General features: G+C 63.0%; 17 protein-coding genes. 8 read left to right on the forward strand and 9 right to left on the reverse strand.

What is annotated here, in order from left to right:
- Positions 1 to 14 precede the first annotated feature (14 nt).
- The 3 genes from AEB_RS08845 to AEB_RS08855 form a co-directional block, all read right to left on the reverse strand.
- Positions 15 to 596: a hypothetical protein gene (locus AEB_RS08845; protein ID WP_119082860.1), complete on the reverse strand. Its 582-nt coding sequence runs from the start codon at positions 594 to 596 to the stop codon at positions 15 to 17.
- An 81-nt stretch (positions 597 to 677) separates the two neighbouring features.
- The gene (locus AEB_RS08850) at positions 678 to 1,223 is read right to left on the reverse strand and encodes a hypothetical protein (RefSeq protein ID WP_119082861.1); all 546 of its coding nucleotides are present in this window, start codon (positions 1,221 to 1,223) and stop codon (positions 678 to 680) included.
- Between the two features lie 64 nt (positions 1,224 to 1,287).
- Positions 1,288 to 2,229, reverse strand: a complete 942-nt coding sequence (locus AEB_RS08855; protein ID WP_119082862.1) for an exonuclease domain-containing protein — start codon at positions 2,227 to 2,229, stop codon at positions 1,288 to 1,290.
- Between the two features lie 334 nt (positions 2,230 to 2,563).
- On the opposite strand from AEB_RS08855, the gene AEB_RS08860 reads away from it, so the two are divergent.
- The 7 genes from AEB_RS08860 (at position 2,564) to AEB_RS08890 (ending at position 11,447) form a co-directional block, all read left to right on the forward strand.
- The gene (locus tag AEB_RS08860) at positions 2,564 to 2,998 is read left to right on the forward strand and encodes a hypothetical protein (protein ID WP_119082863.1); all 435 of its coding nucleotides are present in this window, start codon (positions 2,564 to 2,566) and stop codon (positions 2,996 to 2,998) included.
- 80 nt (positions 2,999 to 3,078) lie between these two features.
- Positions 3,079 to 4,302 carry a TolC family protein gene (locus tag AEB_RS08865; protein WP_119082864.1) on the forward strand — a complete coding sequence of 408 codons (1,224 nt, stop codon included), beginning with the start codon at positions 3,079 to 3,081 and terminating at the stop codon, positions 4,300 to 4,302.
- 2 nt (positions 4,303 to 4,304) lie between these two features.
- The gene (locus AEB_RS08870) at positions 4,305 to 5,549 is read left to right on the forward strand and encodes an efflux RND transporter periplasmic adaptor subunit (protein ID WP_119082865.1); all 1,245 of its coding nucleotides are present in this window, start codon (positions 4,305 to 4,307) and stop codon (positions 5,547 to 5,549) included.
- Positions 5,550 to 5,563: 14 nt separating this feature from the next.
- The gene (locus AEB_RS08875; RefSeq protein ID WP_119082866.1) at positions 5,564 to 8,719 is read left to right on the forward strand and encodes an efflux RND transporter permease subunit; all 3,156 of its coding nucleotides are present in this window, start codon (positions 5,564 to 5,566) and stop codon (positions 8,717 to 8,719) included.
- A 31-nt stretch (positions 8,720 to 8,750) separates the two neighbouring features.
- Entirely contained in the window at positions 8,751 to 9,464 is a 714-nt protein-coding gene (locus tag AEB_RS08880; RefSeq protein WP_172593038.1) for a HupE/UreJ family protein, read from the forward strand.
- A 26-nt stretch (positions 9,465 to 9,490) separates the two neighbouring features.
- Entirely contained in the window at positions 9,491 to 10,111 is a 621-nt protein-coding gene (locus AEB_RS08885) for a transmembrane anchor protein (protein WP_119082868.1), read from the forward strand.
- A 19-nt stretch (positions 10,112 to 10,130) separates the two neighbouring features.
- Positions 10,131 to 11,447, forward strand: coding sequence for an MFS transporter (locus AEB_RS08890; RefSeq protein ID WP_119082869.1), 1,317 nt, complete (start codon positions 10,131 to 10,133; stop codon positions 11,445 to 11,447).
- Here AEB_RS08890 and AEB_RS08895 read toward each other — a convergent pair whose 3' ends face one another.
- The 6 genes from AEB_RS08895 to AEB_RS08920 all read right to left on the reverse strand — a co-directional run bounded on the left by AEB_RS08895 (position 11,448) and on the right by AEB_RS08920 (position 17,236).
- A complete protein-coding gene (locus tag AEB_RS08895) occupies positions 11,448 to 12,167 on the reverse strand; it encodes a superoxide dismutase (protein ID WP_119082870.1) in 720 nt (239 codons plus the stop codon).
- 11 nt (positions 12,168 to 12,178) lie between these two features.
- Positions 12,179 to 13,495, reverse strand: a complete 1,317-nt coding sequence (gene chrA, locus AEB_RS08900; RefSeq protein WP_119082871.1) for a chromate efflux transporter — start codon at positions 13,493 to 13,495, stop codon at positions 12,179 to 12,181.
- 379 nt (positions 13,496 to 13,874) lie between these two features.
- Positions 13,875 to 15,614 carry a relaxase/mobilization nuclease domain-containing protein gene (locus AEB_RS08905; protein WP_145985283.1) on the reverse strand — a complete coding sequence of 580 codons (1,740 nt, stop codon included), beginning with the start codon at positions 15,612 to 15,614 and terminating at the stop codon, positions 13,875 to 13,877.
- Positions 15,611 to 15,913, reverse strand: a complete 303-nt coding sequence (locus AEB_RS08910; protein WP_145985284.1) for a hypothetical protein — start codon at positions 15,911 to 15,913, stop codon at positions 15,611 to 15,613. The genes AEB_RS08905 and AEB_RS08910 overlap by 4 nt, the downstream gene beginning before the upstream one ends.
- Positions 15,914 to 16,109: 196 nt before the next feature.
- The gene (locus AEB_RS08915; protein ID WP_119082874.1) at positions 16,110 to 16,820 is read right to left on the reverse strand and encodes a hypothetical protein; all 711 of its coding nucleotides are present in this window, start codon (positions 16,818 to 16,820) and stop codon (positions 16,110 to 16,112) included.
- The gene (locus tag AEB_RS08920) at positions 16,817 to 17,236 is read right to left on the reverse strand and encodes a hypothetical protein (protein ID WP_119082875.1); all 420 of its coding nucleotides are present in this window, start codon (positions 17,234 to 17,236) and stop codon (positions 16,817 to 16,819) included. Before AEB_RS08920 ends, AEB_RS08915 begins: the two co-directional genes overlap by 4 nt.
- Before the next feature lie 221 nt (positions 17,237 to 17,457).
- Here AEB_RS08920 and AEB_RS08925 point away from each other — a divergent pair, with 221 nt between their 5' ends.
- Positions 17,458 to 17,991 (forward strand): hypothetical protein, encoded by a 534-nt coding sequence (locus tag AEB_RS08925; protein WP_145985285.1) that lies wholly within the window; start codon positions 17,458 to 17,460, stop codon positions 17,989 to 17,991.
- Positions 17,992 to 18,018 lie beyond the last annotated feature (27 nt).

The raw sequence follows: 18,018 nt of genomic DNA on the forward strand, positions 1-18,018 counted from the left end.
GCAATCACGCTTCGTCAGAAGGGAAGCGGGCGAGCATTTTCGATCGCCCGCCAGGCTTGGTAGGCTGAGCCCAACGAGGTCCGGTCGTTCTCGCGGCAGCAGGTTGAGAGAAAGGTCAGCCAGAGCACCTGTGCCTCGTCGGCGCCGCGGCGAGCCTGTGCCAAGGTTGACGAACCCGGGCCCGCGCGCTGAATCGCGTAGAACGCTGCCGTTTCGTCGAGCGCAGCTTCGCGGCACTCCAGCGGTATGATCGCGAGGTCAGTCCGTTGTCGCCGGATGAGTTGCAGGTCCGAGGGCGCGAATGGTATCCCTGCGTGCATCGCCATGCGCCATTCACGCATCTGGGAAGGCTGTGCCTTCGAAATCAAAGTAGCATTTACCGGAATGCTCCTGGCGATTCCGCCGATGATATCCGAACGCTTGGTCTCGCGATCGAAGGCGTAATGTTCGACGGCAAAACGAGCACCGTATTCGTTGCACTTGGTGACGGTGAACATCGCAATGCTGCGGATGGTTGAGCGGTAGCTCGCCGGTCGATCGCGCACGATTTCCAGTGCTGTCAGCACGCGCGGATGGTGCCTGAGAGAGAAGTTCATGTGGGGTTTCCTGTTCCTGAAAGGAAACAGGCGGCGCCTCCCGAGGAAGACGCCGCCTGCATAATCGTAGGTTTGTGTGTATCAGGCTGCGAAAGGCGCTGCGGTCCTGATATTACCAGCGCTATCGACGAAGAGGTCACCCGGGCTGGGCTCACCGGTGCAGAAGGGCGCGAGGGTTTCGGCGGTCGCGGCAATCCTCTTGGCAGCATTTCGATGCGAACGTGCTCGCCGAGCCGCAGCTTCAACTGGCACTGCAATAAGGTGGCCGCATTCGCTTACGGCGAATTGCTGCCTTCGATCCTCGGTCATCAGCACAAGCGGATCACCATCGCCGATCGCTGCCGGAATGACCTTAGTTGCAATTACGCCCTCTGCATGTGGCACCAAGGCCAAATACCAGTGCGGTGCGGCTGCCTCCTCATCTGCATAGATGGCAATCACACAGGCCCAGCCACTCTCTGCAACCCTGCATGCCGCAACATCGAGAATGCCCTTATCGATGCCGGTCACAGAGGCAAATTTGACTGCTGCCGGGGCGGCTCCCCCGATGGGGAGGCCGAGCTCCAGATGAAGGGCATAGGCATTGGCCCGGCGGGCATCGTGCCCGCCGGAGGTAGAAGTGTTCATATCAAATTCCTAGCTATTGAATGGCGGCCTTCTGGCCGGAGCTTTTCCCTTCTCAGGCGTCAGCTCATCCGCACTTCAACCAATCCGGAACGCTCACCTTCGGTGGCGTCGGCACCCAGGTTTCATTTGCTCGGTATCGTTCGCTGGCCGGGAGCGGCACGACCACGGGCCGTTTACCGATCGTCTTGTTATACCAGCGGTATTCCTGCCGGAATTCCGTCGGCCGAACATGCTTGTGCCAGAGCTTGTGGGTCCGCTCTCCTGCGAAGCGGTAGCGCCTGTCTCGGAGATCATCCTTGAAGCCGAAGGCTGCAGTGCTGGCTTCGAACCGCCATGCGGGAGCGTCCATGGCCGCCAGCACCTTCGCCATGACGCTCTCACCGTCGAAGCAGACATGATCCAGCAGCTGGATGAGTGCGAGAACATCGTCCTTCGCGCGGTGCGCAGACGGCATGAAATAACCGGCCTGATTAAGCAGGTATCCCTGCGGGCCGGGTTCGAAACCGCACTTTCGCCACGGCACGTCAGCCATGGCACAGCCCCATTTTACAGGCACGTGCCGACCGATGTGCTTTTCGACGAAGGGCCGGTCGAATTGACTGTTGAAGGCCACCGCTCCACCACAGTGTTCCAGGAGCGCAGCCAACTGTTCGCCGCAGACTGATCTGCCTGCGACATCAGCATCTTGGAGACCAGTCAATTCGGAAATCTCATGTGACAGGGGTTGGCCAGGATCGACCAACCCGGTCATTACACACTCGACCGCGACGACTCGGCCTGCTTCATTGACCGCGACAACCGCTCCGCACAGTTCGATGATCTGGTTCCGCGCCAGGTTCAGTCCGGTCGTTTCGCAATCCAGCACGCAGATCCGGCGGATTTCTTCGCCCTCCTGCGCTTGATGCGGCCAGTCGTTGCGATCGCGCACCGCTTTGAGAATTCGTTGTTGGCCGCTGGGCGCATCGTTGTCGTCGGCGATCATCGGCGTGAGATTTGAGCTGTTCATGTAATTACCTCGTGTCACGAGGTTGGCCGAAGGGCTTTTCCCTTCTCTCCACCAACCTCGCTCAGCGAAGCGAGCGAGAAAGCTTTTCCTATTGTGGATGCGTGCGAGGGCAGCCGCCCTCGGATGTTGTTACGGCCGTTTTGGGCCCCAATATCGGACGTAGGCAGTGCCTGACGAAAAGCCGCAAAGCTGACATTGCCTTGCGGCACACTCCCGAGGTTTCTGCAAAGGCTTGCGAATGGTGTTGTGGAAATCCACATGCCCTGAGCCTTTCGCCGATATGCGAAGCGACCGATCGTGCCCTACCTTCGATCGCGCTCTGTGCGCTTGCGGATTGCACAGAAGCCATCTGTTCTATACGCTCACGCAGATGTTTTCCCGCTTCGCCTTTATGCTGCTGCTGTGCGCACTGGTCGTGCCGAAGGTCGCATGGGGCGCGCATCTGGGCGGACATGAACAGCTGGCGGCGGCCGGCGCAGTCCATACCCACCATGCGCAGCACGTCCACGAAGACGATGGCAGGGCTACTGCGGACGCGGGCCCAGAGGCTGGCATTGTATCGGACAAGGCCGGTTCGCCAGGCGGCGAGAAAGGCCTCACCCACGATCACGGCCCTTCGCTTACGCTGGCCGCCGGCGTGCTTCTTCCGCAAGCGCCAGAGCTTTCGGCGTGGCACTCTGCCGATCGCCCGATCATGGGGCGCAGCCTGCCGGTCGATGCCCTGTCGCGCCCGGATTCCCTTCTGAGACCTCCCCGCGCCGCCGTCTGACGCCCGGAATCCGGCTTTTGCCGGATAGCCGAGCGATTGACTGCTTGCGCATATACGAGTGATCTCAGGAGCAATTTTTCATGAAAGCGATGACGCGTGCCGCCCTCCTGGCGGCCACGCTCCTGTCAGCGGGGTCGGCCCAGGCCGAGCCGCTGAGCCTGGAGGAAGCGATCAGCCGTTCTCTCGCCCATTCGCCGCTTGGCGCGGCGAGCACGGCGCGGGTCCAGGTGCTGGAGGCCGCGCGGGCGGTTGCCGATACCGGGCCTTCCGCCACGATCGAGGGTTCGGCAGAAAACTTCGGCACTGCCGGTTTCGGCCAGTTCCAGATCGATGCAACCTATAATCAGCGGATCGAACGTGGCGGCAAGCGCGCCGCCCGGATCGAGCTGGCACAAGGCGATATCGGAGTGGCGCAGGCCGAGGCGCTGATTCGCAGGCTCGATCTCGCGCAGGACGTGCAGGAACTCTACGTCGAGGCCCAGAGCGCCGCGCTCGCGCTGGAGCTAGCGAAGAGCCGGGTCGAGATCGCCGAGACGCTCCAGCGAGAAGTGCAGCGCCGGGTGGATGACGCGCGTGACCCGCTGTTCGCAGGCACCCGCGCGCGCACCCAGCTGGCGGAAGCGCGTGTCGATCAAGGGCTGGCCGAGCACGCACTGGAGGCGGCCATCGCCCGTCTCACGCTGCTGACCGGCGAAAGCGCCGAAGATGTGACCATCGTCACGGCAGGCTTCCTCGATGCGCAGCCGGTGCTTGCGGGCGGCTACGAGTTCGCCTCGATCGACCTTGCCCTTTATGAAGCGCGCCGGGTGCGGGCCGATGCCAATATCCGGCTGCAAGAGGCCAATGGCCGGACCGATCCCACCGTGTTCGGCGGGCCGCGCCTGTTCGGCAATGGCGATGTCGCGCTGGTCGGGGGCATTTCCATGCCGCTGCCCAACCGTGCGCTCAATCAGGCCAACCGCGACCGGGCAGAGGCCGAGCGCCGCCAGATCGAGGCCGATCTCGCGGTCGAACGGTTCCAGCGCCGCCGCGACATCGATTTCGCCATCGAGCGGGTGGAGGAAGCCCGCCACGAGGCTGAAGCCATCCGCGATGAGGTCGTCCCCGGCGCCGAGCAGGTGCTGCGCGAGGTGCGCGCCGGGTTCAACCGCGGGGGCTTCACTTTTCTCGACGTTTCGACCGCCCAGAGCGAGCTGCACGCAGCCCGCGTGCGGATGGTTGAAGCTCTTGCCGAATATCACCGTGCCAGGGTCGAGCTTGATCGCCTGACCGGCCGGTTTGCCGATCTTGTTGGGGGTAACTGACAATGCGCCTTTCCCATGTTCTTGCCGCTGCCCTGCTGGCAGCTTCGCTGGCCGCCTGTGGCAGCACCGATCAAACCGAAGCTGCTGCCGAGGGCGAACACGCGCCCGCCGCCGGCGACTATGAGCGCGGCCCGCACAACGGGCGGATGCTGCGTGAGGGCGACTTCGCCATCGAGGTGACCGTGTTCGAGGACGGCGTGCCGCCCGAATATCGCCTCTACGCCTATCGCGGAGATGAGCCGGTCGATCCTGCTGAGGTGAAGGCGCAGGTGATGATCAGCCGCCTCGATGGCGAAAAGACCACCTTCGCCTTCCGCGCCGAAGACGATTATCTGCGCGGCACCGCCGTGCTGGTCGAGCCGCACAGCTTCGACGTGGTGCTGGTTGCGCAGGAGAACGGCCAGACCCACCGCTGGGCGTTCGAATCGTATGAAGGCCGCGCCACGATCACCGATGCGGCGGCCGAGGCTGCCGGGATTACCACCGAGACGGTCGGCCCTCAGGATATCGGCGAGGCGGTCGAGATCATTGGCCGGGTCGAGCTCGATCCGGCAGGCAGCGCCGAGGTCGGCGCCAAGTATCCCGGCCCGGTCATTGCAGTCTATCGCAACGTGGGCGACCGGGTGGCCCGGGGCACGCTGCTGGCGCGGGTGGAGAGCAGCTATTCGCTGCAAACCTATGCCATCTACGCCCCGATTTCCGGTGTCATAAGCGAGCGCAGTGCCAATGTCGGCTCGATTGCCGACAGTGATCCGCTGTTCGTCATTTCCGATCCCTCGCGCACCGTGGCGACCTTCCCGATATTCCCGCGCGACATCGAGCGGGTGCGCCCCGGGCAGGAGGTGCTGATCCGCGGGCTGGAAGGCGAGCGCGGGCAAGGCTCGGTCATTCGCGACTTCCTCCCGCTGGCCGACGCGATGAGCCAGACGGTGACGGCGCGCGCGAGCCTGCCCAACCGCGACGGGTTCTGGCGCCCCGGCATGGCCGTGCGCGGGCTGATCACCGTCAACCAGCGCCGCGTGCCGCTGGCGGTGCGGACCGATGCGATCCAGCAGTTCCGCGATTTCCGCGTGGTCTTCGCCAAGATCGACGAGACCTACGAGGTGCGGATGCTCGAACTGGGCGAGGAAGGGCCGGAGTGGACCGAGGTGCTCGGCGGCATCAAGCCGGGCACCGTCTACGCTGCCGAAAACAGCTACGTCATCAAGGCCGACATCGAGAAGTCGGGTGCGAGCCATGATCACTGAGGGGCGGCCTGACAATGCTTGAGAAAATCATCGAGCTGTCGATCCGGCAGCGTTTCGCGGTGCTGGCGGCGGCGCTGCTGCTGGCCATGGTCGGCGTCTATGCCTTCGGGCGGCTCAAGATTGATGCCGTGCCCGATATCACTAACGTGCAGGTGCAGATCAACACCTCGGCCCCCGGCTTCTCGCCGCTTGAAGCCGAGCAGCGCATCACCTTCCCGGTCGAGACCGCCATCGCGGGCCTGCCGGGGCTGGAATATACCCGCTCGGTCTCGCGCTATGGTCTCAGCCAGGTGACGGTGGTGTTCGCCGACGGCACCGACATCTACTTTGCCCGCCAGCTGGTGAACGAACGGCTACAGGGCGTGCGCACCGCGCTGCCTGCCGGGGTCGAACCGGAACTGGGGCCGATTGCGACGGGTCTGGGCGAAATCTTCATGTATACGGTCGAGGCCGTGCCCGGCGCGCGCAAGGCAGATGGCACGGCTTACAACGCGCAGGATCTGCGCACGCTGCACGACTGGGTGGTGCGCCCGCAATTGCGGACCGTGCCCGGCGTTACCGAGGTCAACTCGGTGGGCGGCTACCGCAAGGAATATGTCGTCTCGCCGATCCCTTCGCGGCTGGCCGGGTTCGGGCTCGGCGTGGAGGACGTGATCTCCGCGCTGGAGGCCAACAACGCCAATGTCGGCGCGGGCTATGTCGAACGCTCGGGCTCGCAATACCTGATACGCGTGCCGGGGCAGGCGGAAAGCGAGCGGGACCTCGCCGGCATTATCGTCACCTCGCGCAGCGGCGTGCCGGTGCGGATTGCCGATGTGGCAGACGTTTCGATCGGCTCGGAAATCCGCAATGGCGCGGCCACCAAGGACGGGCAGGAGGTGGTGCTCGGCACGATCTACATGCTGGTGGGCGAAAACGCCCGCGAGGTGAGCGTGGCGGTAGCCGAACGGCTGGAAGAGGTGAACCGCTCGCTGCCCGGCGGCGTGGTGGCGAACACCGTCTATGATCGCTCGAAACTGGTCGAGGCTACGGTCGGCACGGTCGAGAAGAACCTTGCTGAAGGCGCGCTGCTGGTCGTCGTCGTCCTGTTCCTGCTGCTCGGCAATATCCGCGCGGCGCTAATCACGGCGGCGGTGATCCCGCTCTCGTTCTTGCTAACCATCACCGGTATGGTGGCGAGCGACACCTCGGGCAATCTGATGAGCCTTGGCGCGCTCGATTTCGGCCTGATCGTCGATGGCGCGGTTATCATCGTCGAGAACTGCCTGCGGCGGTTCGGGGAGGCGCAGCATTCCTTGGGGCGTCTGCTCGAACGCGAAGAGCGGTTCAGGCTGGCGGCCAAGGCTTCGGCCGAAGTCATCCGCCCGAGCCTGTTCGGCATCCTTATCATCACCATCGTCTATGTGCCGATCTTCGCGCTCGAAGGGGTGGAGGGGAAAACGTTCCACCCGATGGCGCTGACCGTGGTGATGGCGCTCACCGCCGCGCTGCTGCTCTCGCTCACCTTCGTGCCAGCGGCGGTGGCGATGTTCGTCACCGGCAAGGTGGAGGAGAAGGAAAACCGCGTGATGCGCGCGGCGAGTTCGGGCTACCGCCCAGCGCTCGACTTCGCCATCCGCCAGCGCAAGGCCGTGCTCGTTGCGGCGGCTGCGCTTGTGGTGCTGGCAGGTTTCGGCGCCACGCGGCTGGGTTCGGAGTTCATCCCCAACCTCGACGAGGGCGACGTTGCCATGCACGCGCTGCGCATCCCCGGCACCAGCCTCACGCAGGCGGTGCAGATGCAGGAGGCGCTTGAAAGCACGATCAAGGAGTTCCCCGAAGTCGCCACCGTCTTCGCCAAGATCGGCACCGCCGACGTGGCGACCGATCCGGTGCCGCCCTCCGTGGCCGATACCTTCATCATCATGAAACCGCGCAATGAGTGGCCTGATCCGCGCAAGTCCAAGGCGCAACTTGTGGCCGAACTCAACGAGGCGGTGCAGCAGGTGCCGGGATCGCGCTACGAGTTCATCCAGCCGATTCAGATGCGCTTCAACGAGCTGATCGCGGGCGTGCGTTCGGACGTGGCGATCAAGGTCTATGGCGACGATCTCGACCAGCTCGCCGCCACCGCCGCCGAGATCGAAGGCGTGGTGACCAGCATCGCCGGATCGCAGGACGCGCAGACCGAACAGGTCACTGGGCTGCCGTTCATCCAGGTGGTCCCCGATCGGGTGCGGCTGACCCAGCTTGGCCTCAACGTGGATAACGTGCAGACCGTTGTCGCCACCGCCATCGGCGGGGCCCAGGCGGGCCAGATCTTCGAGGGCGACCGGCGCTTCGATATCGTGGTGCGCTTGTCGGAAGATCTGCGGCAGGATCCGCAGGTGCTCCAGCGCCTGCCGATCCCGCTCGCGGGCGGGGGCGAGGTGCCGCTGAGCGAAGTTGCCACGATCGAGCGGGTGCAAGGTCCGAACCAGATCAGCCGCGAGGACGGTAAGCGCCGTGCGGTGGTGACGACGAACGTGCGCGGGCGTGATCTTGGCTCGTTCATCGCCGAGGCGCAGCAGCGGATCGGCACCGAAGTCGAGCTGCCCGAAGGCTACTGGATCGACTACGGCGGCACTTTCGAGCAGCTGCAATCGGCGTCCACGCGACTGCAGATCGTGGTCCCGCTGGCGCTGTTGCTGATCTTCGGCCTGCTGGTGGCGCTGTTCCGTTCGGCGCGCGATGCGCTGGTGGTGTTCTCGGGCGTGCCGCTGGCGCTCACCGGGGGCATTGCCGCGCTGCTCTTGCGGGGCATCCCGTTCTCGATCTCGGCGGGCGTGGGCTTCATCGCGCTGTCGGGTGTGGCTGTGCTCAACGGGGTGGTGATGCTCACCTTCATCCGCCAGCTGATCGACGAAGGCCGACCGCTGGAGGACGCCATCCGCGAAGGCGCCGCAGCGCGCCTGCGCCCGGTGTTGATGACCGCGCTGGTCGCCAGCCTCGGCTTCGTGCCGATGGCGCTGAACGTGGGGCTCGGCTCGGAAGTGCAGCGTCCGCTGGCAACCGTTGTGATTGGGGGCATCGTCTCGGCCACCATCCTCACGCTGCTGGTCCTTCCGGCGCTCTACCGCATGGTCCGTAAGGACCGGCGTGACCAGCCGGCACATCCTGAAATCGACACCAGGCCTGCCCCTGTAAGCTAACCATCAGGAGAACCCGAAAATGCCCTTAGCAATGCCAGACTGGCTTCGCGCCGCGCCCTTGCGCCATGCGCTGGCCGTCCTGTTCGTGCTTCTGCTCCTGCTCGGCGCAGGGGCAGAGGCCTTCGCCCACAACGTCGCCGAGGGCGACAAGGGCTATATCCAGGAGAGCAGCGGGGTGCTGATCCTGCCGTTCATATATCTGGGCGCCAAGCACATGGTGACCGGCTACGATCACCTGCTGTTCCTGTTCGGCGTGATCTTCTTCCTTTACCGGCTGAAGGACGTGGGCATCTACGTCACGCTGTTTGCGATCGGGCATTCGACCACGCTGCTGTTCGGGGTGCTCACCGGCATTTCGGCCAATGCCTATGTGATCGATGCGATCATCGGCCTGTCGGTAGTCTACAAGGCGCTCGACAATCTCGGTGCGTTCCAGCGCTGGTTCGGCGTGCAGCCCAATACCAAGGCGGCCACGCTGCTGTTCGGCTTCTTCCACGGCTTCGGCCTTGCCACCAAGATCATCGAGTTCGAGATTTCGGCCGACGGGCTGATCCCCAACCTCATCGCTTTCAACGTGGGGGTGGAAATCGGGCAATTGCTGGCGCTCGGCGCGATCCTCATCGGGATGGGATACTGGCGCAAGACCAGCAGTTTCATGCGCCACGCCTTTGCCGCCAATACCCTGCTGATGACCGCAGGCTTCGTCCTTACCGGTTACCAGATCGTCGGCTTCTTCGCCGCCTGACCCACGCGACTTTCGGAGAAAACCCCATGTTCAATTCCCCGCGTCCCTCCGCCGATGACCTGCCGACCAACGCCCAGCTCTTCAAAGCCACCGCCTTCGCGCTGGTGACGGCCAGCGTGCTGCTGGTGGCAGTTGTCGTGCCTGCCGAATATGGCAAGGATCCCACTGGCATCGGCACCATGCTCGGCTTTACCGAGATGGGCGAGATCAAGGAGCAACTGGCGCAGGAAGCTGCTGCCGATACGGCGGCCGTCGCTGTCAGCCAGGTTCGCGCGGTTGCAGGTGCCCCCGCCGCCAGCGAGACTGCCGAACCGGAAACTCCTGCCGCCGCCGAGGCGCAGATCACCGAGGTGACGCTGGCGCCGGGCGAGGCAGCTGAAGTGAAGGCTGCGATGGCGCAAGGCGATGCGCTCGAATACGACTGGGCAGTCAGCGGCGGACACGTCAATTTCGACACCCACGCCGATGCGCCGGGCATCGATTATCACGGCTATGACAAGGGCACCGCCTCCACCGGCGAGAAAGGCACGCTGGTTGCCGCTTTCACCGGCAAGCATGGCTGGTTCTGGCGCAACCGTTCCGAGGGGACGGTCACCATCACCTTGCGCACGCTCGGAGACTACTCCGAAATTACTCGCGTGATGTAACCGGGAAGGCCATCAGACCATGCTCGGCGTTCTCGCGCACCGCACCTATCGCCACTTGTTTGCGGCCCAGGTGATCGCGCTGGTCGGCACCGGCCTTGCGACCGTGGCGCTGGGCCTGCTCGCCTACGAGATCGCCGGGGCCGATGCCGGCGCGGTGTTAGGCACGGCACTGGCCATCAAGATGGTGGCCTATATCGGCATTGCCCCGGTGGTCGGCGCCTATGCCGACCGCTTGCCGCGCAAGGGCCTGCTTGTGGCGATGGACCTCGTGCGCGCCGGAGTGGCGCTGGTGCTGCCCTTCGTCGATGCGGTGTGGCAGGTCTATGCGCTGATCTTCCTGCTGCAATCGGCCTCGGCCGCCTTCACGCCCACCTTTCAGGCCACGATCCCCGAAATTTTGCCGGAGGAGGAAGACTACACCAACGCCCTGTCGCTGTCGCGGCTGGCCTATGATCTGGAAAGCTTGCTCAGCCCGATGCTGGCGGCAGCGCTTTTGAGCGTGATCAGCTTCCATTGGCTGTTTGCGGGCACATCGGTGGGGTTCGCCGCTTCGGCGCTGCTGGTGGTGACCTCGGCGCTGCCGCACCGGAAAGCGGCGGCCAAGGTCGTCGAGAGCGTCTGGCGCAAGACCACGCGCGGGGCGCGGATCTATCTGCGCACCCCGCGCCTCGTCGGGCTCTTGGCGATCACGCTGGCGGCAGCAGCAGGCAGCGCGATGGTAATCGTCAACACGGTGGTTATCGTGAAGGGCATGGGGCGCGGGCAGGAGGATGTCGCGCTGGCGCTGGCGGTCTATGGCGGCGGCTCAATGCTGGTGGCGCTGGTCTTGCCGCGCCTGCTCCGGCGCGTGGCTGACCGGACGGTGATGCTCGGCGGGGCCGCGGTGCTTGCCTTTGTGCTCGCTGCCATGGCTGCGCTGGCGCTGTCGTGGCCTGCGCTGCTTGCCGGATGGCTGGTTATGGGCATGGGCTATGCCCTATGCGTCACGCCGGGCGGCAGGCTATTGCGCCGGTCCTCGAACGAGCCTGACCGGCCCGCACTGTTCGCGGCGCAGTTCGCGCTCAGCCACGTGTGCTGGTTGCTCGCCTATCCTGTCGCTGGGCAAATAGGGGCACTTGCGGGCATGGCGACAACTTTTGCCGCCCTCGCCGTGCTGGCGCTGGCCGGCGTCGTGATCGCGCTGTGGCGCTGGCCGCGCATCGAACCCGACAAACTGGGCCATGAGCACCCAGAGCTGCCCGCCGATCACCCGCATCTGCTCGAACATGGCAGCGGGCACCACGCGCACGCCTACGTGATCGACGACTTGCACAGCCATTGGCCGGGACGCGGCTGATCAGTCCATGGCGGCGGCAAAACGTGCGTCGATCACTTCCCAGTCGAGATTGACCATGAAGGCATCGACATAGCGCGCAGCCGCAGAGCCATAGTCCATGTGGTAGGAATGCTCATACATATCGAGCGCGATCAGCGGCACGCCCGCCACCGCGCCGTGCATGTGATCCCACGCCCAGTAATTGTGCAGCGAGCGCGTGTGCGGGTTCCAGGTGAGCACGCACCAGCCCGAACCGCCCGCAAGGCTCATCGCGGTGCGGCGGAACTCGGCCTCCCAGGCATCGAAGCTGCCGTAAGCCGCAGCCAGAGCCTCGCGCACCGATCCCGCCGCTTCGCCATTGCCGCCAAGGCCATCGAAATAGAGCTCGTGCAGCACCACCGAGCCGGTCCGGTGCAGTTCCTCGCGCTTCAGCCCGGCATAGACGACGGTGGGAAAGCCCGGATCGGCCATGGCGGCGGCAAGGCGGGTCTCGATCGTATTGAGCCCGCGCACCGAGCCTTGATAGTTGTTTTCCCAGTGCGAGGTGATGAGGCGTTCCGAGAGGCCGGTTAGCTTCGCGGGATCGAACCGCAGCGGTTTGGGCGTGTGGTTGCCCGCGAAGGCGAGCGGGCGCGGCGCGTCCTGCGCCGCCGCTGGACCGCTGGCAGAGGCGGCCAAGGCTGCCCCTCCCAAACCGAGCGCCGCCGAACCAAGTGCTTCGCGCCGTGTCACATCACCCATTGCCTTACTCCTCAAACCGTCAGGCCCAGAATCAGCCCGCCGAGCGCTGCCACCGCCAGCACCTGCAGGATCGACCATTTCGCCCCGAACACCAGCGCGCAGGAAAGCGCCGCCAGCACGCCCGCGCGCCAGTCAAATGTGGCCCAGTCGGGCGTGTAGAGCCGTAGCGCCCCGACATCGGCCTCGCCCACCCGGGCGAACAGCACGTGCAGCACGAACCACACGGTCAGGTTGGCGATCACGCCCACCACGGCGGCCGTCACCGCTGCCAGCCCGCCTTTGAGCCGGGCGGCATTGCCCAGCCGGTCGATCCACGGGGCGAAGGTGAAGATCCACAGGAAGCACGGGGCAAAGGTCACCCAGGTCGTCAGCCCGGCGCCGATCAGCCCCGCCACCAGCGGCGTGAACGGCTCCGGCGCACGGAAGGCGGCGAGATAGCCGACGAACTGCGTCACCATGATCAGCGGCCCTGGCGTGCTTTCGGCAAGGCCAAGTCCGTCGGCCATTTCGCCCGGTTGCAGCCAGCCGAACCCCTGCACGGCCTCCTGCGCCATATAGGCGAGCACGGCGTAGGCACCGCCGAAGGTGACGACCGCCAGCTGCGAGAAGAACTTGCCAACGTCCCACAATACGTGATCGGTGCCCAGCGTGGCGGCCACCAGCACCATCGGCGCAGCCCAGATCACGCCCCAGATGGCGATGGCCTTGAGCGAGCCGGCCCAGGGCGCCGGGCCATGTGCCACAGTGCCCGAGGCGGGCTTGAGCGCGAGCCATTCGGGCCGCATGGCGGCAACGATCATGCCGATGGCGCCCGCTCCCAGCACGATCAGCGGGAAGGGCAGGTCGAGCAGGAACAGCCCGATGAAGGCGGCCATGGCCAGCCCCTGCTTGAACCGGCTGTTGAGCGCGCGCCCGCCGATCCGCAGCAGCGCCTGCACCACGATGGCGAGCACGGCAGCCTTGATGCCGAGGAACAGCGCTGTGAACCAGGCAAGATCGGCCGCCAGCGTGTAGAGCATCGACAGCGCAAGGATCACCAGCGCGCCGGGGATCACGAACAGGAGCCCCGCCGCCATGCCACCGAGCCAGCCGTGCAGCCGCCAACCTATCCACGTGGCCAGTTGCTGTGCTTCCGGCCCCGGCAACAGGTGGCAGAAATTGAGCGCGTGGAGATAGTCCTCCTCGCTCACCCAACCGCGCTCTTCCACCAGTTCGCGGTGCATCAGGGCAATCTGCCCGGCCGGGCCCCCGAAACTGAGCAGGCCGATGCGCAAATAGACGCGCAAAGCCTCGGAAAAGGTTGGAAATAAAGAGGGAACGCCCGTCACGATTTACCTCGCACGCAACACCCCGCCGGCAAGGGCAGGGAAACGAGGCAACGCTTGGGCGGCACTCGCCTGACCGGGAGGTTGCTTGGCCCCGGTGCTCGTAGTTTACATCGGACGTGATCGGATCAGAAGCAAAAATGTGCACCCATGGGCGGGAGCAGTTATTGTCACACGGAAGTTCGCCTTCGCCAACGATGACGGCTTCGTGAGCCGCCGGCGCAAAACCAGACAGTCTCCTGCCGGCCCAGTTTCAGCCATTCGATCAGTCCATGTAAGCCCCCAATGCGGCGTCACTGTTCGTTATTCCACGCACCGCAGTGTGGAATCGACGTCGCGTATGATCGAAAGGCGAGTTAGCATTCCGCGATGCCTTAGCCACTCATCGGCCAAAATCGATATTCGGTGGCCATGGACCATTTCCAGGAACCGGGCTCTGATCTTGCGCTTTCTGTCTAGCACTGTCCGAAGGCGCGCCCGCTTTGTGGTCAGCTTCGATATCTGGGATAGCGGCAGGAAGACTCGGCCATCCGATCGCTCTCGAAGGTATGACTAGGAATTGCCCACGCCGGACCACACTCATGTTTAACTCTGCGGCGATCTTTTTGGACAGGCGCAATTCGCCTGCAGTCAACCCGCTCGCTGCCACAACATTTGCACCTCGTATTGAGAGCAACGTCATCGCTTTGCGAATTTCTTCGTCGCCCAGCCGACCTACCAGCACGATGGATTCCCCAAAATCTACCACCCGCGCAGCTTGGGCTACGCCTCGACGCCAATAGGTTTCCCGACCCTTGGCCCGGACATAGGCAAACTCGTCATCAGCTGACAGCTTTCTTATGTTTGTAGAGATGGATTTGGGCGCCTCCAGCAGCCGCGCTCCTACGGTTGCAAACAGGACATCGCCGATTTCCGGTGGCCTTGCTCCAGCTGCCCATTCGTCGAACGTAGGAAATACGCACGATGCTCGGGCGGCGGCCAAGGCTGCTCTCTCCACACGCCCGCCCTGAAGCGCGGATCGCACGTTCCGCATCATGACGTTCAACCGCGCCTGATACTGCGATTTCGCAAGTCGATACCGAGGTATATTCAGATCATCGCCGATAGGTTTTGCCGTCCTCGGTGATACTTTAGCCTCACTACCCTCGGGGAAGGGACCATATTTCCTCTCTAACGCCTTCCACCCCCAGCCCCGGACAACGGACGCCTTCACGCTTTCCGTGCGAATCTCTCCTTGCTCGCTTCTCGTTTTCACTAGATAGGCTGCCCCACGGTGCGCTCGAGTGAGTTCTATGCCCTCTTCGGCGAGTGCAGTGACAAACGCGTCCTGGGTCTCTGTGCGTTCGAGAATGCCGGGAATGACATCCCTTATTCGGCGCTCTGCCGAAACATAGCCCGTGTGGCGCTCCGCTTTACGACCTTGGCGGGAGAGTTCGGGATGGTGGAAATATCCATCTGGCCATTGCCGCGGATCGTCGGCCGGCCCAACATCGGTTTTGCCATCGAGGATCAGGCGCCCGCCTTCGACTTTCCATCTCGCGTCAGCTTCGCGCTGCCACCCGAACCGATCTTCCATTACGGCCAACGCTTGATGGCCTCGAATGATATCAAACGATGGCAAATTGACCAGTTCGCCAGTCTCGACGTCGACCCTCAGGATCACCAAATGGAAATGGCCGTGATCAGTATCGGAATGCACCGCGCCAATCACCGGACAGTTTCCAAGACCAAGCGCTTCGACAAGAATGTCGACGGCCTCTTCGAAATTTCCGATAATATCGTCGCCTTCGCGAACGCTTACAATCAAATGCTCGATCGCTCCGTCGCCGACCCCGGCTTCCTCCATCAGTGATGCTAGCTCCGCCGACATCAAGTCTGGGGTGTCCGACAAGACATGGCGCGCCAAGGTTGCGGCGACCTCCTCGCGATGTCCATCGCGTTCGACATATCGCAGCAAGTCCCGATGGTAGCTGTTTATGTGCGTATCCATAGATGCGCGTGCGAGCGCGCTCAGGTCAGCACGCCAGACATAATGGATCAGAGCCGGAGCCTTCCCTCTCAACCGAGCGATGTCAGTTTGGCGAGAAGCTTCGTTGGACTCGGCCTTGTAGAATACAGTCACTGAGAGCCGCCCGACAGGTCATCTGGAGCCTGGTCAGTCAACACCGCTAGCGCACTAGCAATGAGGGCATCGACTCTCACCCGCTTGTCTGAGGACAAGCAATCGGCAAGCGCCAGATGGATTGCGCGGATGGTTTTGCCGATTGCGCGACGCTCGCATTCACGATCGCCGGCGTCGAGATCGAGGGCTGCTCGCCTGGCAAAATCCCCAACCGACAAAATGCCGGCCTTTGCCTTGATCACCTGGAATTCACTTTCCGAGAGCCGGAAAGACACGGTCTTGGGCCTGCTGATTGCCATCTGCACCTCCTTCGATGCGAAAAGGCGAAGCCTCCGAGCATCGGTTGCGTAAACAACTATCATCCTGCGTCTTTTTTGGATCAAGGCCGGCTTTTTTGGGATTTCAAAGTATTGCGGCGGCACTCTCTGGGAATGCTGCCGCACTTTTGTTGGAATTTGATGGAGGACTCACAGTAAGCCGTCGCAACTTCCGTGGCTACTCTCGACGCCCTACGAGCAAATTGTGAATGAATCCCCGGCTTCTCATCATCTCGGTGACAATGTGCAGGTGAAACCTAAGGCTAGAAACACTCCGATCCCCAGTCTGCGAAAGATATTCGACGAGCGGTTTCCCGCGGGTGTCGAGGTAGTCGTGCGGCAGGTTGGGAACCGCCTCGTTTTTGACGCCTTGCCAGTGGCGCAAAAGGTCGTAGCGAGGGTCGCTTTCCGTGCTCACGAGAACCCTATGCGGCAGCAGACCGGTGCGGAGACGCTCCTGTCTCTCCGAGGGTGCGTGGTTCGAACAGACGATATACGGAACCACCCATGTTCCTAGGTCGCGCCCAGCATTGATGATTGAACTGATCTTCTCGCCCGCTTCGCCCACATTGGACAAGTCAACAGGAGCATCTATGGCCAGCACACTGGCTTTCGACGCGACCCTCATTACAGCACCGCCCGGGTCTCCAGCTGGAACCTCGCCAACCATACTACCCTCGACCCTACGGAGATAACCACCGTGAGCTTCGAGGCTTCCCAGCTGGACCACGGGAGGGCCTTCGGACCAGAAATCCACTTCACCGTCGATCTCGTGCAGGCTTGCAGCTGCCTTCAGGAGCCGCAAAGACATCACGGACATCGGCTCATCGTCCAGCCGAATGTTGATCGCGATAGTGCGAATGCGCTTAGTCTCGCTCTGTTCGTTCACAGGACCAGCCCTCCTTCGTTGTCGTCCGCGATTGTCGGCTCATTGCGCACGCCGACCTGTTCCTGATCCGCCCGAGGGACGACAGATTGAGATGCTGTTACGGAATCGACACCGGACATAACCCAATCGCCAACGACCGCGCGGATCGCCTTGCGAACGGTGTCAGCCTTGTGGGCGTCACTCGATACCTCGAGGATCAGAAGAACTGCATCCTCCTGCCTGTGACCCCGGTCCCGCAATTCGGTGATGACCGTGAGGTTGTCGCGCACCAGCTGCTGCGCAGGGATGCGACGAATGTCGCGCTTGCCCAAACGCTGACGAGCCTTCCTGATGATGCTCAACGCTTCATCGTGGGACCGCGGCGGCTTGGGGGTATCGTTCCGGATTTGACCGGCATTTGTTGTGGCATCCTTCATAGAAACAGACCTTTGCGTTTTGCGTTAGAGCCCGAGACGTCGAGCTCGTCAGCGTAGTGTCAGGCAGCTCCGTCTCAGCTGCCGAGCGTCGGAAATGCGACGCAGTCATTGGGACGGCATTGTCCACGCAACGGTTATGGAACGCGGTGTGCTGTTATCACAAAATTGAAATTTTTAGGACAGATTGGCCATTTCATGTAAGCAGGCTTAGGAGACCCGCAGTGCCAAAAAAACGGAACCCGGAGGGGCGCAAGAGCAACAGAGAGCGTGCGCCAGCTATTGCGGAAGCTAGGGCTAGGCTTCGTCGGGATTTTCCGAAGATTGCTGAACTTGTTGACCGGCTTTCGGCGGGAAGCTTGACGGCTCCCGAAGCGCAATCGCTATTTCATATGGCTCTCGATGATGCGCCAGCTCATATGGATGCCGAATTCGTGTCGCGTTTCGATTCTTTGCCCGAACTACGCCTTGAAGGCATCGATACTTTCACTCGACTGTGTAAGGAGCGGGCTTCCCTAACTCATTTGCGCTCGCTTGTGGATGTTGAGCTGAGCAGGGTGGAGGAGGAGGTCGAGATTTCGCGTGAGCGTCTCTTCCAGACCGTTTTGGATGCCGACAGAGTCCCTGCCTACGTCATGCAATTCTTCACAAAATGCCAAGACGCGGGAATGACTGGTGCCCAGTATCGCGACCTGACGAAAGAGGACATTCGGACATTGATGGACCTGGTCCAGAATCGGATCGTAGGCGAAAAATAGCGAGACCTGTTACGGCGCAGCCGTATG

It is taken from the genome of Altererythrobacter sp. B11 (assembly GCF_003569745.1).
In the GTDB taxonomy this organism is placed as follows: Bacteria; Pseudomonadota; Alphaproteobacteria; order Sphingomonadales; family Sphingomonadaceae; genus Croceibacterium_C.